The organism is Arthrobacter sp. SRS-W-1-2016 (assembly GCF_002009585.1).
Taxonomy (GTDB): domain Bacteria; phylum Actinomycetota; class Actinomycetes; order Actinomycetales; family Micrococcaceae; genus Arthrobacter; species Arthrobacter bambusae_A.
On sequence record NZ_MTPV01000067.1, the window covers coordinates 152,872 to 166,272 of the forward strand.

At 61.8% G+C, this 13,401-nt stretch carries 14 protein-coding genes and 1 other RNA gene; 13 read left to right on the plus strand and 2 right to left on the minus strand.

What is annotated here, in order from left to right; all coding sequences use genetic code 11:
- Window positions 1-167 precede the first annotated feature (167 nt).
- From BMF89_RS17900 to ssrA, 13 genes are all read left to right on the plus strand, one after another.
- Window positions 168-1,391, plus strand: a complete 1,224-nt coding sequence (locus BMF89_RS17900) for an ATPase, T2SS/T4P/T4SS family (protein ID WP_078108411.1) — start codon at window positions 168-170, stop codon at window positions 1,389-1,391.
- Window positions 1,391-2,242 (plus strand): type II secretion system F family protein, encoded by an 852-nt coding sequence (locus tag BMF89_RS17905; protein ID WP_078108412.1) that lies wholly within the window; start codon window positions 1,391-1,393, stop codon window positions 2,240-2,242. Before BMF89_RS17900 ends, BMF89_RS17905 begins: the two co-directional genes overlap by 1 nt.
- The gene (locus tag BMF89_RS17910) at window positions 2,239-3,174 is read left to right on the plus strand and encodes a type II secretion system F family protein (RefSeq protein WP_078108413.1); all 936 of its coding nucleotides are present in this window, start codon (window positions 2,239-2,241) and stop codon (window positions 3,172-3,174) included. The genes BMF89_RS17905 and BMF89_RS17910 overlap by 4 nt, the downstream gene beginning before the upstream one ends.
- Window positions 3,175-3,176: 2 nt before the next feature.
- Window positions 3,177-3,560, plus strand: coding sequence for a hypothetical protein (locus tag BMF89_RS21755; protein ID WP_139359729.1), 384 nt, complete (start codon window positions 3,177-3,179; stop codon window positions 3,558-3,560).
- Between the two features lie 42 nt (window positions 3,561-3,602).
- The gene (locus BMF89_RS17920) at window positions 3,603-3,986 is read left to right on the plus strand and encodes a TadE family protein (protein ID WP_171983542.1); all 384 of its coding nucleotides are present in this window, start codon (window positions 3,603-3,605) and stop codon (window positions 3,984-3,986) included.
- Window positions 3,967-4,485: a hypothetical protein gene (locus BMF89_RS17925; protein WP_078108415.1), complete on the plus strand. Its 519-nt coding sequence runs from the start codon at window positions 3,967-3,969 to the stop codon at window positions 4,483-4,485. The genes BMF89_RS17920 and BMF89_RS17925 overlap by 20 nt, the downstream gene beginning before the upstream one ends.
- 65 nt (window positions 4,486-4,550) lie before the next feature.
- On the plus strand, window positions 4,551-4,961 hold the full coding sequence (locus BMF89_RS17930; protein WP_139359730.1) for a hypothetical protein: 411 nt from the start codon (window positions 4,551-4,553) through the stop codon (window positions 4,959-4,961).
- A gap of 65 nt (window positions 4,962-5,026) precedes the next feature.
- Window positions 5,027-6,142: a peptide chain release factor 2 gene (gene prfB / locus BMF89_RS17935; protein ID WP_078108417.1), complete on the plus strand. Its 1,116-nt coding sequence runs from the start codon at window positions 5,027-5,029 to the stop codon at window positions 6,140-6,142.
- 171 nt (window positions 6,143-6,313) lie between these two features.
- The gene (ftsE, locus tag BMF89_RS17940) at window positions 6,314-7,078 is read left to right on the plus strand and encodes a cell division ATP-binding protein FtsE (protein ID WP_078108418.1); all 765 of its coding nucleotides are present in this window, start codon (window positions 6,314-6,316) and stop codon (window positions 7,076-7,078) included.
- Window positions 7,075-7,989, plus strand: a complete 915-nt coding sequence (gene ftsX, locus BMF89_RS17945; protein ID WP_078108419.1) for a permease-like cell division protein FtsX — start codon at window positions 7,075-7,077, stop codon at window positions 7,987-7,989. The genes ftsE and ftsX overlap by 4 nt, the downstream gene beginning before the upstream one ends.
- Before the next feature lie 74 nt (window positions 7,990-8,063).
- The gene (locus BMF89_RS17950) at window positions 8,064-9,419 is read left to right on the plus strand and encodes a M23 family metallopeptidase (protein WP_253190894.1); all 1,356 of its coding nucleotides are present in this window, start codon (window positions 8,064-8,066) and stop codon (window positions 9,417-9,419) included.
- Window positions 9,420-9,483: 64 nt separating this feature from the next.
- Window positions 9,484-9,954 carry an SsrA-binding protein SmpB gene (gene smpB, locus BMF89_RS17955; protein ID WP_028264808.1) on the plus strand — a complete coding sequence of 157 codons (471 nt, stop codon included), beginning with the start codon at window positions 9,484-9,486 and terminating at the stop codon, window positions 9,952-9,954.
- A gap of 142 nt (window positions 9,955-10,096) precedes the next feature.
- Window positions 10,097-10,465, plus strand: a transfer-messenger RNA (tmRNA) gene (ssrA, locus tag BMF89_RS17960).
- Window positions 10,466-11,155: 690 nt separating this feature from the next.
- Here ssrA and BMF89_RS17965 read toward each other — a convergent pair.
- Both BMF89_RS17965 and BMF89_RS17970 read right to left on the minus strand, forming a co-directional pair.
- Window positions 11,156-11,629, minus strand: coding sequence for a DUF3237 domain-containing protein (locus tag BMF89_RS17965; RefSeq protein ID WP_078108421.1), 474 nt, complete (start codon window positions 11,627-11,629; stop codon window positions 11,156-11,158).
- Window positions 11,626-13,377 carry a CocE/NonD family hydrolase gene (locus BMF89_RS17970; RefSeq protein WP_216353844.1) on the minus strand — a complete coding sequence of 584 codons (1,752 nt, stop codon included), beginning with the start codon at window positions 13,375-13,377 and terminating at the stop codon, window positions 11,626-11,628. The genes BMF89_RS17965 and BMF89_RS17970 overlap by 4 nt, the downstream gene beginning before the upstream one ends.
- Between the last annotated feature and the right edge of the window lie 24 nt (window positions 13,378-13,401).

The following is a 13,401-nucleotide window of genomic DNA, read 5'->3' on the forward strand; positions in this document are numbered from 1 at the left end:
GGCGTCGGGAGTGACCAGAGATTCACGTGTTTCTGGTGTGACTTACAGATAAGACAATTATCCACAAGTCACTCAATTTGACTTGGTCTCGCGTTGAAGCCTCCCCTACTTTTAACCTTGTTGAAGGTTTTCCGCAGCGCCTGGGCGCATGCTGCATCGGGGGGGAAATGGAGGCTTTGCGCATCGTCGAGGATGAAGTCCGCGAGCTGATTCGTCGCCGCGGACTGGATCCTTTGAGTCAAGCGGTCGAAGTGCACCGGCTCGTCGAGGCTGCCGTCAATGACTACGACGAGCGGGCACTCCTTGGTCCCTTGCCTCCTTTGGGACACTTGGACAGCGCCCGCAAGTACGTGTTCGACGCCGTTGCCGGCTTCGGGCCGCTCCAGCCGCTTCTGGATGACCCCACCATAGAAGAGGTCTGGCTCAACGCGCCCAACGAGGTTTACGTTGCCCGGAATGGCGAATCCGAACTTACCTCGATCAGCCTCGGCGAGCAGCAGGTTCGCGACCTCGTTGAGCGGATGCTTAAGAGTTCCGGGAGGAGGCTCGACCTCTCGTCACCCTTTGTTGACGCAGCCCTCCCCGACGGTTCGAGGCTCCACGTCGTCATTCCCGACGTAACCCGCCGCCATTGGGCCGTGAATATCCGTAAATTCGTGGTCAAGGCGACCCGGCTCGAGCATCTAGTGGAGCTGGGGACACTGACCCCCGAGTCAGCCCGATTCCTGGGAGCTGCGGTGGCCAGCGGATTGAACATTCTCGTCTCCGGAGCCACCCAGGCGGGAAAGACGACAATGCTCAACTGCCTGGCAGCCAATATAGGCTCCCGGGAGCGGGTCATCACTGTCGAAGAGATCTTTGAACTCCACCTTCCGTTGCGTGACGTCGTCGGCCTCCAGTGCCGCCAGCCAAACCTCGAGGGTCAAGGCGAAATTCCCTTACGCCGGCTCGTCAAGGAGGCTCTTCGCATGCGGCCGGATCGCCTCGTGGTGGGCGAAGTCCGGGAAGCGGAAAGCCTGGACATGCTCATTGCGCTGAATTCGGGCCTTCCCGGCATGTGCACCATCCATGCGAACTCCGCCCATGACGCCGTGACCAAGATTTGCACGTTGCCGCTGCTGGCCGGCGGGAACATCTCGAGCGCGTTCGTGGTGCCGACCGTGGCATCGTGTATCGACCTCGTGGTCCATTGCAGCCGCCACCCGGACGGACGCCGCCAAGTCACCGAGATCCTTTCGTTGGGTCGGCGCGTGGAGAACGGCATCATTGAGTCGTCACAGGTGTTCGCGGTTCAGGACGGCAGACTCCAACCCACGTCGAATTCCATGCCGGCCGCAGAGAAGTTTTCCCGGGCAGGTTTCGACGTCGCCGCGCTTCTGGAGCTTTACTGATGGCCCCGCTGCTCGGCGTTCTCTGCGGACTGGGGATGTTCCTCATCTGGTGGTCTGCATGGGAACACCCGCCCGCCGTCAAGGAGCCCAAACCGAAACGCCTTGAGTCCTTGTTGCTCACGGCCGGGATTGAAAAGGTGAGCGGCGGGGGATTCATTGCATCGTGCCTCGGATTGGGATTTTTCACCACACTCGTGATCTACATCGTGACAATGTCCTTTTCGATCGCGGCGTGCTTCGGCCTCTTTGGTGCGTGGCTTCCCCTGGCCGTTGTGAGATGGCGGGCGCGCAGGCGGACCGCCATGCTCCGCGAGCTCTGGCCCGACGTAGTCGACCATTTGCGCTCGGCGATCCGCGCGGGACTTTCGCTGCCGGAGGCGCTTATCCAGCTAGGCGACAAGGGCCCCGAAGAGCTGCGGGCACTCTTCCGGGAGTTTGGTGCGGACTACCGTTCCGGTGGCCATTTCGATTCGGCGTTGAACAAACTCAAGGAGCGCTTGGCAGATCCCGTAGCCGACAGGATCATTGAGGCGCTCAGGCTGACCCGCGACGTGGGCGGATCCGATCTTGGCCGGCTTCTGGGAACTCTCGCTGAGTTCCTTCGTGAGAGCGCGAGGACCCGCAGTGAACTTGAGGCACGACAATCATGGATCATCAACGGAGCGCGCCTCGCGGTTGCGGCACCATGGATCGTCCTGATGCTGCTGGCTAGCAGGCCGGAGGCTGTTGCCGCTTACAACTCCGCGGCCGGGGTCAGCGTGCTTGGAGGCGGAGTGCTGGTCTCGGCGCTCTGCTACTGGGTCATGCTGCGCATTGGCGCGCTTCCCGAAGATGAAAGGGTGCTTCGATGACGGCGCTGACTGCACCAACCGTATTGTGCGGACTTCTCATGGGCGCCGGACTTTGGCTGATCTTTGTTCGCATGCCGTTCATGCGCCCCATTCCGTTCGCGGAGCGGATCGAGCCGCAGCTCAGGTCCCAGAACCTTGAATCGCGGTTGCTGTCGGCCCCGGACGTCGCACCGTTCGGCCCGTTGGAGCGAATTGTGCGGCCTGTGTTCGAGGACGCGCTCCGCTATCTGGCGAAGTTCAACCTCGGCACCACGTCCCTTAACAAAAGGCTGGCCAAGGCCGGCTCCGCAAAGTCCGCCCTGGACTTCCGGGCAGAGCAGTTGCTTTGGGCGGCGGCGGGCTTTGCCGCGGCGGTGGTCGTAGTGCTCATGAGTGCGGCCGGGGGACGGTTCAGTCCGGGGATTGCCGTCGTCTCGGTCTTGGTGTCCGCGCTGGGTGGATATCTTTTCCGCGACTACATGCTGGGGGTGCGGATCAAACGCAGGGAAAGGCTGATGCTGGCGGAATTCCCCAGCCTTGCCGAACTGATGGCCCTGGCGGTGGGGGCGGGGGAGAGCGCCAGCGGGGCCTTCGATCGAGTATGCCGGACGGCCCGCGGCGAGTTGGCGAAGGAGTTTTCCTTGGTACTGGGCGCGATGCGGGCAGGTACGCCCTTGGTCGAGGCCCTGCACGGGTTTTCGGGACGAACCGACCTCGGCCCGCTGGTTCGGTTCGTGGATGGAATTGTCGTTGCCGTCGAACGCGGTACTCCATTGGCCGATGTCTTGCGGGCCCAAGCTGCGGATGTCCGCGATTCAGCCAAACGGGAGCTGATGGAAACGGCTGGTCGCAAAGAAATCGCGATGATGGTGCCGCTGGTTTTCGGAGTCTTGCCGCTCACCGTGGTCTTCGCCGTCTATCCAGGCTTGGCCGCGCTGAATCTTGGCTTCTGACGATGACCTCCGGCAAGCCGTTCCATCACATGAGTATCGGTTCGAATGCCGACACCAAAACCGCACGGAAATCTACAACGGATTCCTGCACAGCGAAATGGGGGAAAATGAAACAGGGAAAGATGAATAAGCGCGGACGTCGAGGGCTGCCCGCATCCGGCCTTTTGCTGTGGCAGCTGTGGACACTCCTGTCGCCCGGATCAGCACTAGGAACAAGACCAAACCAACGTCCGATGCCCGACGACGACCATCCCGAGCGGGGCGACGTGCCTGGCTGGGTCATGATCACATTGATGTCCGCCGCGCTTGTCGCGGGTCTGCTGGCGCTGGCCGGCCCGGCTCTTGAGGGACTCTTCAACCAGGCCATGAGCAAGGTCGGAAAGTAGTCCATGCCGTTCCGCAGCAGGGGAGCGGGAGACGGCAGTTGCATGAGTGCAAGTCGCGGCGATGAACGCGGCTCCGCCGTCGTGGATTTTGTGCTGGTCGGCGGTCTGTTGACCGTATTTTTCCTTGCCGTCATTCAACTGGCCCTAGTGTTGCATGTGCGCAATACCCTCATTGATGCGGCATCGTCCGGAGCCCGTTACGGCACACTCGCCGACCGGACTCCGGCCGATGCGCGTGAGCGCACCGCAGACCTGATCGGAACAGCGCTGAACGCAGACTTCGCCCGGGACGTCTCGACGTCGGAGGCTAGTTTCCAAGGAATCCGCACCTTGGAAGTGACAGTGCGGGCACCGTTGCCGGTCATCGGGTTGATTGGACCCGTGGGGGCCCTGGAGGTGAGGGGGCATGCTGCGTCTTCCGGCTGACCCTGGCCGTACCGTACTTCCCCGTTTCAGGGAGGCCGTCCGCCTGCCGTTCCCGGACGGCCCGGAATCTAGCGGTTCACCGGGTGGCGCGGAGCGGGGAAGCGCAGTAGTCGAGTTCATCCTTATGGCACTCCTGCTCATGGTTCCCTTGGTTTATTTCATTGTCACCATTGGACAAATCCAGGGTGGCTCGTTCGCCGTTGTGGGGGCAGCGGACCAGGCCGCCAAGGTGTACGTCATGCAAAAGGACACCTCCCAGGGGCGCGTCGCCGCTGAACAGGCTGCTCTTTTGACCCTCGCCGACTATGGACACTCCGCGGAGCAGGCGCTTGTGGACGTCGCGTGCGACCGCGGCGATTGCCTGTCCGCCGGGGCAGCGGTCACGGTTACGGTCAAGCTCACGGTTCCGTTGCCGATGGTGCCTTTTGGAGAGGCCCTGAGCCTGGACGCCGCGAATCTGAGTGCGTCGGCCACGCAAATCGTCGGACGGTTCCGGTGAGGGATCTTCCTGGGCAAGGGGATGTGCTGCGGCCACGTGGATCGGAGGGGGAACACGGCCAATTGATGGTCTTGACCATCGGTTATGTGGTGATCGCGTTGTTGCTTGCAACCGTTGTTGCTGCGGCTTCCGCCATCTACATCGAGCATAAGAAGCTCCTCTCCCTGGCGGACGGAGCTTCGGTGGCAGCGGCGGACAGCTATTCCCTTGGCCAGGTAGACGGTGGTGCCGAAACCCCGTCGGCCGTCCTCAACAGCGAGCGGGTGCGCCACGTGACCGGGTCATACCTCAGCCAAAACGGCGCCCATTCACGGTTCGATCAACTTGCCGTCGCCCCTGGTACCGGAAGTCCGGACAGCACCACGGCCGAGGTTGTGCTGAGCGCGGTCGCCCATCCGCCCGTGGTCAGCTTCATCCTTCCCGCCGGTGTGCCGATCGAAGCCCGTTCCACTGCGCGTTCCCGGTTCACGCGCTAGTTCCAAGCGTCATACGTCCAGTCCCGTGCCGAAGCCATCAGCGGATGGCGTACTCTGGAACAACCATGGCTCAGATTGATTTTCCCGCAGAAATCCGCGCGCTCCGCTCCACCTACCGCTCCATCGAACAGGTTTCCGATGTCGAAAAGCTCAAGGAAGAGATCGCTGAACTGAGCGAGCGGGCGGGTGAACCGAACCTCTGGGACGATCCAGCGTCCGCGCAAGTGATTACGTCCAAGTTGTCCCACCGGCAGTCCGAACTTGAGCGGTTGAACAGGCTGACGGGCCGAATCGACGACCTTGAGGTCCTTGTCGAGCTCGGCCAGGACGAGGATGACGACGCCTCCATGGTCGAAGCCGCCACGGAACTCGAATCGATCCGCAAGGCCCTCAAGGAACTTGAAGTGGTAACCCTGCTCTCAGGCGAATATGACGAACGCGAAGCCGTCGTCACGATTCGTGCCGGCGCCGGCGGTGTTGATGCGGCGGACTTCGCCGAGATGCTCATGCGCATGTACCTGCGGTGGGCAGAGCGCCACGGCTACCCGACCACGGTCATGGACACCTCATACGCCGAAGAAGCCGGCCTCAAATCAGCGACTTTCGAGGTCAAAGCGCCGTACGCTTTCGGGACCCTCAGCGTCGAAGCCGGGACGCACCGGCTCGTCCGCATCAGCCCGTTCGACAACCAGGGCCGGCGGCAAACGTCCTTTGCCGCCGTCGAAGTCATCCCGCTCATCGAGCAAACCGACTCAATCGACATTCCGGACAACGAGATCCGCGTCGATGTGTTCCGGTCTTCCGGTCCTGGCGGGCAGTCCGTCAACACGACGGACTCCGCAGTACGTTTGACCCACATTCCCTCGGGGATTGTGGTGTCCATGCAGAATGAGAAGTCCCAGCTGCAGAACCGCGCGGCGGCAATGCGCGTTCTCCAATCAAGGCTCCTCCTCCTGAAAAAGGAGCAGGAAGATGCCGAGAAGAAGGCATTCGCAGGTGACGTGAAGGCATCCTGGGGTGACCAGATGCGTTCGTACGTGCTCAATCCGTACCAGATGGTCAAGGACCTGCGCACAGAACACGAAGTAGGCAACACGTCAGCGGTATTCGACGGCGACATCGACGACTTCATCGACGCCGGCATTCGCTGGCGCACGGGTAACCGCAACGCCGAAGGGTAAAGCCGCCTGAGCTGGGAGCCTGATTAGGCGACACACCGCAGCAAGCCCGCGATTCCATGGCGGAGCGTGCGTATAGTCGAAGAGCCGGCGCTCAACTTCCCCCAACGAAAGCCCGTGCGCTGGCGGTTGGACTGGCCGAACGTGGCATGTCCGGCGGGGTTCTGAAGAGTCATGATCCGATTTGAGAATGTCACCAAGGTTTACGACACCAATGCCCGTCCGGCGTTGGATGCTGTCAACCTTGAGATTGACCGTGGAGAATTCACCTTCCTCGTCGGGGCCTCGGGCTCCGGCAAGTCGACGTTTCTACGACTCATCCTGAAGGAAGACCGTGCAACGTCCGGTTCGGTCTACGTCGCCGGCCAAAACGTAGCCAACATTTCAAGCTGGCGGGTCCCCAAGCTTCGCCGTGGAATCGGCGTCGTTTTCCAGGACTTCCGTTTGTTGCCGCAGAAGAGTGTTTTCGCCAACGTGGCCTTCGCCATGCAGGTGATCGGCAAGAGCCGCAGCATCATCCGGGAGACAGTTCCTGAAGTGCTGAAGACTGTCGGGCTTGAAGGCAAGGAACGTCGCATGCCCCATGAGCTGTCCGGTGGCGAGCAGCAGCGCGTGGCCATCGCCCGCGCCGTCGTCAACCGCCCCGGCATCCTTCTTGCTGACGAACCCACCGGAAACCTGGACCCCATTACCTCGATGGGCATCATGGGCGTGCTCGACAAGATCAACCAGAACGGCACCACTGTGGTCATGGCAACTCACGACGACGACATTGTGAACGAGATGCGCAAGCGTGTGGTGGAGCTCCGGAACGGAGTGGTGGTCCGTGACGAGGCCAGGGCGCTCTACACCTCGATGATTCCGGTTGTAGGGGAGTCCCGGCGGATGAAGGACGCGAGCGATGCGGAAATCGACCGCGCGCAGGGGGTCCAGCAGTGAGGCTCGCTTTTATCCTGGGCGAGATCGGCAGCGGCCTGCGCCGGAACCTGTCCATGGTGATTTCCGTTGTCCTGGTGACCTTTGTCTCCCTCACCTTCGTCGGCGCAGCCGGAATGCTGCAGATGCAGATCAGCCAGATGAAGGGCTACTGGTACGACAAAGTCCAGGTCGCTATTTTCCTCTGCAACGACTCCTCGACGTCGACCGGATGCGCTTCGGGCGCGGTCACCAAAGAGCAGCAGGACAACCTGGTCAAGATGCTCGAGTCACCAGCAGTCAAGCAGTACATCAACGATTACCAGTTCGAGTCGCAAGCCGATGCGTTCAAGCACTTCAAGGAACAGTTCTCCAACTCTCCGATTGTTGATTCGGTCACCCAGGACCAGCTTCCTTCGTCCTTCCGGATCAACATGAAGGATCCCCAGAAGTACCAGATCATCAGCGAGACCTTCTCCTCCCAAGCCGGCGTGGAGACCGTGAGCGATCAGCGCCAGGTCCTTGAACGGATCTTCGAGTGGATGAACGGTGCCTCCGTGGCGGCAATGGTGGTCGCGGGAGTCATGATCTTCTGTGCAGTCCTGCTCATCACCACAACCATCAGATTGTCCGCATTCAGCAGGCGACGCGAGACAGGCATCATGCGCCTCGTGGGAGCATCGAAGACCGTCATCCAACTGCCGTTCATCCTCGAAGGCGTCATCGCCGCCGTCGTGGGTGCAGTCCTGGCTTCCGGAACGCTGTGGTTGGTGGCCCAATTCTGGCTCAACGGGGACTTGTCGCAGCAGTTCCTGAATACTCCGTTTATATCCTCGACCCAGGTACTCGTGATTGCGCCTGTCCTGATAGCGTTGGGCGGCGGCCTGGCTGGGATTTCCTCCCTCCTGACCCTCCGCCGATATCTCAAGGTGTAGCCATGAAAAGCACTGATCCCGAGCGAACAGGACAGCCGATGCCCCGGAAGTACCAGGCTGCCCTGCAGCTGCGCATGGCGAGCGGCCGCGCCAAGGTTGCCGGCTCGGTGCTTGCCATCGCGCTGGTTGCGAGCCTTGCAACTGCCCCCATGGCACAGGCGGACGACCTCGACGACCAGCAAGCGGCCCTCAACGCCGAATCGGCGCGCGTGCAGCAGTCGCTGGAATTCGTTGATGCCAACATCGCCAAGGCAGCCGGCGACCTCGTGGTCTACCAAGGTCAGCTTCCGGGAGCGCAACAGGCACTGCTCGATGCCCAGGGCAGGGTCGCCAGCGCGGTGAAGGACGCTGATGCCCTGGCTGCCCGCGTTGACCTGGCGCAGCAGAGCAAAGCCCAGATCACCCAGCAGTTGGAAAACGACAAGCAAAAGATCACTGAGACCAAGAAGCTCATCGGCCAAATCGCGGCTCAGGCTTATAAATCCGGTGGTGTTCCGACGAACGTTGCCTTGCTGTTCGGATCGAACGACGGCGGCAACCTCACGGAATCCATGGACCTCGCCAACCAGGCGATGCGCAGCCAGAACGCCACGATGACGAAGTTGACGCAGCAGAGCGCCACGAACGTGAACTCGCAGGCCCGGCTCGCCGCCGTCGAACAGGAAATCCGCGATCTGAAGGCGAAAGCGGACGCCGCACTGGAGCGGGAAAAAGCCGCCCGCGATGACGCCGCAGCCAAGAAGGCGCAGGTGGACAAGCTCATTTCCGATACCACCCGCCTCAACAGCCAGCTTCAGGCGGCCAAACCAGGTATCCAGGCCCAGCTTCAACAAGTGAAGGCGAACCAGGATGCCGTCGCGGCGGAAATTTCCGAGCGGGACCGCAAGCTCCGTGAAGCCTGGTTGGCTGAACAACAGCGAATCGCCGCGGCCGCTGCGGCAGCCGCGCAGGCGCAAAACCAGGCACCCCCGCAACCTTTTGTCCCACCAGCGAGCAACCCGCGCTCCAACTTCGGCTTGATCCACCCGGTACCTGCGAACATCCCGATCACCTCAGGCTTCGGTTGGCGTGCGACGCCGCCAGGAACCATCGATTTCTACGGCCAGGGCGGTTACATGCACACTGGCATCGACTTCGGTGCCCCTTGTGGAACGCCCGTGTATGCAGCGGCTGCCGGCACCGTATTTTCCGCCGGTTGGGGCAACGACGGCGGTGGCAACCGTGTCAAAATATCGCACGGAGTCATCAACGGAGATTCCCTGACCACGGTCTACTACCACAACACGAGCGTGGTGGTTTCTTCCGGACAGCAGGTGAGTCAGGGCCAGCTCATCGCATATTCGGGTACCACGGGTAACTCCACTGGTTGCCACGTGCACTTTGAAACCTGGGTGAACGGGCAGGCTGTTGACCCGATGAACCTTCTGTAGCCCGCAGGACAGTGTTCTACTGGCGTAGACTAGTGTGATTCTTCGACAACCAAGGAGTTCTACCGTGCCCAAGGAAAGTGGCCGTAAGGTAGTGGCCACCAATCGCAAGGCTCGGCATGACTACCACATATTGGATACCTATGAGGCTGGCATTGCCCTTATGGGAACCGAAGTAAAGTCCCTGCGTGAAGGCCACGCCTCGATGGTCGATGGCTTCTGCACGTTCTACAACGACGAGTTGTGGATGGAGGGCATCCATATCCCCGAGTACAACCAGGGGAGCTGGACCAACCACGCCGCGCGCCGCCGTCGGAAGTTGTTGCTTCACCGCGAGGAACTCAACAAAATCTCAGGCAAGATCCGCGAGACGGGGCTGACGGTAGTGCCGCTCCAGCTGTACTTCCTGGACGGACGAGCCAAGGTGGAGATCGCCTTGGCTCGAGGCAAGAAGGATTACGACAAGCGGCAGACCTTGCGCGAGCAGCAGGACAAGCGCGAATCGCTGCGTGAACTGCGCGAACGCAACCGCCGCTAAGGTGCGTCGTCAAGGACGTCCGCAGCCAAGCGTGTTCCGGAATGTTTGGGTGCTGCGATGCGTTATGATGATTAACCCGGCAGGTTTTTAGGGTGATCGTTTTCGGGCGACCATCGTGCTGCGGGGATTGATAACAAAATACGGGGATGATCGGTTTCGACGATGTTAGTCGCGACAGGTGAAGCGGGCCGAGGATGCAGAATTATCTCGTAAACGCTGTCTGCAAACCAATAAGTGCCAATTCTAAGCGCACTGACTTCGCTCTTGCTGCCTAAGCAGTAAGACAGTCCGTCAGCCCGAGGTTGCTATTGCCCCGGATCCTGGCGTCATTTAGATAGCCACTGCTGCTTGCCTTCGTCATCGAGGCGAGCGGGACTCTTAGATGACTGGGCCCGGATCAGCTACTTGTTCGTACGATAGCTGGGGCCGAGAAAGTCCGACGCGAACTGCGCCCGGAGAAGCCCTGACAACACGACATCGGACGGGGGTTCAATTCCCCCCATCTCCACTTTTGTGATGAGTCGAGACATCCTTAACGGATGGCTCGGCTCATCGGGAACACCCCGGTCTTCGGACCGGGGTGTTTTTCTTTGTCCGGGTGGGCAACCGCGGGCGGGGTCAGTGGTTCGGACTCCGTGCTGCCGGCTCGCCGTCCGCACTGTCGACGCCGTCAGGAGGGTTCCCAGGTTCCCCCTCGCGGTGTTTGGCCACGGGTTTGCGGTCAACCAGCCTTCTTCGCTGGTGTCCAAAGACCATCACAACGGCTACCAGTGCGGCTCCGACAAGGACCATCACGACCCATATCCATTGTTGCCCGTCCACGTTCGCCCCAATCTCAGCCCGTCGGCTGGGTCCTGCGTTGTGCTACGAAAGGCCCTCGTTCCGTCGGCCTAGGCTCGGAGGACAGGACCGGTAAGGAGTCAGTCTTTCTCCTGGTGGTTTGCGTAGGCGATGCACCGATCCCGGTTTTCGGAAGGTGGGTTGTCCATTGAGCAAGGCTCCCTGCATATTTTTTCGCTGCGGCCCCTCGCCGGTCTGGGCCCAGTCGTGGCCATCCGCCCATCCGTTTTGGCATGAACGCTGTCCGACACGATAGGACTGCGGGCGGTTGCTTTCTTGAGTACCCCCTACTTGTTTTCGGGGACCCCTACGCAAGGATTGCGCCTGTCCCTCGACCGTGATTGTTAACCAGTGGGCGGCGCTAGTCGATCAAAAAGATCCGCACGACCACCTGATCCGGATGGCGTTCGCCGGTTCCGACAGCCAGCCGGTTGTTGAGGTAGGCGAGTCCGGGCGCAGAACTGGTCAGACGCGGCCAGCAGCGAAAGTAGATGCGGTCCGCCGCGACATCTTCGCCGCGGTTCAGCCGTTCGATGTCCTCTGCCGTACCGTGGCGTAGCGCCGTGTTGTGGACGTAGATGCGTTGTCCCGCATCTGTTTCGAGGGCATATCGGGCATCCAGTTCCGTCAGCTCCTGGCTGCGCAGTATCTGGTAGTCGGCGCCGCCGGGGAGGACCTTGCCTGTGACATGGGGGCCGTCGAAAGTGCCTCCGGTGATTGGCACTATCCGGCGGTGCCCCTCCGGTGTCGTCCCGACGTCGACCGGCAGCCCGACGTCGACGGCCACTTCGGCGAAGAAGGACAGTCCCGGCGCCGCCGTCCGGCCGGTGTTCATAGGACGCCAGCGGTCAGGCGGCTCGGGTGCAGCTCGCCGAAGCGGATGCTTTGCCGGGCAACGACTGAGTGGTCGGAGTCGTAGGCGCGCTTGCCGGTGTTAAGGTTCCTGTCCCAGCGCGGGTGGCAACTGGAAGTCACTTGCACACGGAGCCGTTCGCCGGGCGCGAAGGTATATGCCGTCTGCCAGAGGCTCACGGTGTATTCATGGACGCTGCCGGGTTCGACCAGTGAAGGCTGGTGGCCGGGAGAGTACCGTCCGGTGCCCGCGTAGCTATCCCGCCAGGAGGCGCGGACGATCCCGTCTGCCAACGACAAGGATGTTCCGTCGGGCGCTACGCGGCAAAGACGAATGACGAAATCCGTGTCCACGGCGGAAGTCGAGGCGAAGAAGCTTGCGCGCACTTCCCCGAACAGTGTCAGGGACTCGGTGAAGGCTTCGCTGGTGAACACGAGCACGTCTTCCCGCTCCTCAACGGCTTCCTGCCGGGCCGGTCCTGCGGGGAAGGTGCCGTGGATCATCGTGGCTCCTCCCACCGTGGGCACTGGGTCCAGGGGATCGTAGTCGAATTCGGCAATGCCGTCCGCTTCGGGTTCGTGGGAGAGGGATCCGTCCCGTCCGAAATACCAGGACCGTTCGCCGGTTGGAACCGGGAGTTCTTCGAAGCCGCGCCACTGGTTCTCACCCATGAAGTAGAGCAACACCGGGGGAACGCGGCGCAGGCGTTCCGGGTGGTTCTTGAGGACGGCGTCGAACCAGTCGGTGTGGATCCGCGACAAATCCCCCAGGCCGTTCATCATCCCTGACGCCGCAGCGATCCCGAAGTTGATGTCCGGATAGGCGCCAGTGAAGTTCGTGTGGGTCCAGGGGCCGACGATCAGGCGAGGCACGGGGGAGCCCTGGGCCCTGCTCAAGTCGAGCTGCTTTTCGTACTGTTCGAAGGTGTTGGGCGCGAAGATGTCGAACCAGCCCCCGATGTGCAGGGTCGGCAGCGGGACCGCTTGTGCTGATGCAGCATCCCACAGTTTGGTGAAGCGGCTGCCCGGATCTTCACCCGCGGAGGGCAGCACATGGGAATTCATGAAAATTCCGAGTTTCGGGGAGAGCCTGCGCAACGGAAGGGTATCGAAGAGCGATCCGTCGGCGAAGCCGCGGTCAAGGTCGAGCCAGGACCCGAGCTCCTTTTCCCTGCGCTCGGGGTCGTCGTGGAACTCGCGCATCAGTTCGTTCACGGAGATTGAGGCGTGGCCCCAGCCGAGCCGGCTGCCGAGTTCGTGGGCTCCACCCCGGTAGAGCGCGCCGTTGTTGGCATTCCCGCCTGCTGAAATGCCGAGGGCGAGGGCACAAAGGGCGGGCGGCGACAAAGATGCGGCCCGCCATTGTGTCTCGGCGAAATAGGATCGACCCCACATCGCGACGCTGCCGTCGGACCAGGGCAGCCCGGCGGCCCAGGCAACGGTGTCGGCGCCGTCGGAGGCTTCGTGGACGGACGGGGTGAACACGCCGTCCGAGCCGAACCGGCCGCGGCAGTCCTGGAGAATCACTCCATAGCCTGCGGCCGCTACGGTTGCGGGGTTGAAATAGGCGGAATTTACCGAGAGGTCCCTGCCATAGGGAGTCCTGGTGAGCAGGACCGGAAACCGTCCGCCGCCGTCGTCCGCAGGGCGATAGACGGTTGACCGCAGGACGGTGCCATCGGTCATATGGGTTTCGACGTCGGTCTCAATGAGTACGGGGAGCGGGCTCACGTGGGCGGTCCTTTAGCTTGGGGG

Coding starts and splice junctions, on each gene's coding strand:
- BMF89_RS17900 (WP_078108411.1), top strand. CDS start 168: ATGGAGGCTTTGCGCATCGTCGAGGATGAAGTCCGCGAGCTGATTCGT.
- BMF89_RS17905 (WP_078108412.1), top strand. CDS start 1,391: ATGGCCCCGCTGCTCGGCGTTCTCTGCGGACTGGGGATGTTCCTCATC.
- BMF89_RS17910 (WP_078108413.1), top strand. CDS start 2,239: ATGACGGCGCTGACTGCACCAACCGTATTGTGCGGACTTCTCATGGGC.
- BMF89_RS21755 (WP_139359729.1), top strand. CDS start 3,177: ATGACCTCCGGCAAGCCGTTCCATCACATGAGTATCGGTTCGAATGCC.
- BMF89_RS17920 (WP_171983542.1), top strand. CDS start 3,603: ATGAGTGCAAGTCGCGGCGATGAACGCGGCTCCGCCGTCGTGGATTTT.
- BMF89_RS17925 (WP_078108415.1), top strand. CDS start 3,967: ATGCTGCGTCTTCCGGCTGACCCTGGCCGTACCGTACTTCCCCGTTTC.
- BMF89_RS17930 (WP_139359730.1), top strand. CDS start 4,551: ATGGTCTTGACCATCGGTTATGTGGTGATCGCGTTGTTGCTTGCAACC.
- prfB (WP_078108417.1), top strand. CDS start 5,027: ATGGCTCAGATTGATTTTCCCGCAGAAATCCGCGCGCTCCGCTCCACC.
- ftsE (WP_078108418.1), top strand. CDS start 6,314: ATGATCCGATTTGAGAATGTCACCAAGGTTTACGACACCAATGCCCGT.
- BMF89_RS17950 (WP_253190894.1), top strand. CDS start 8,064: ATGGCGAGCGGCCGCGCCAAGGTTGCCGGCTCGGTGCTTGCCATCGCG.
- BMF89_RS17965 (WP_078108421.1), bottom strand. CDS start 11,629: ATGAACACCGGCCGGACGGCGGCGCCGGGACTGTCCTTCTTCGCCGAA.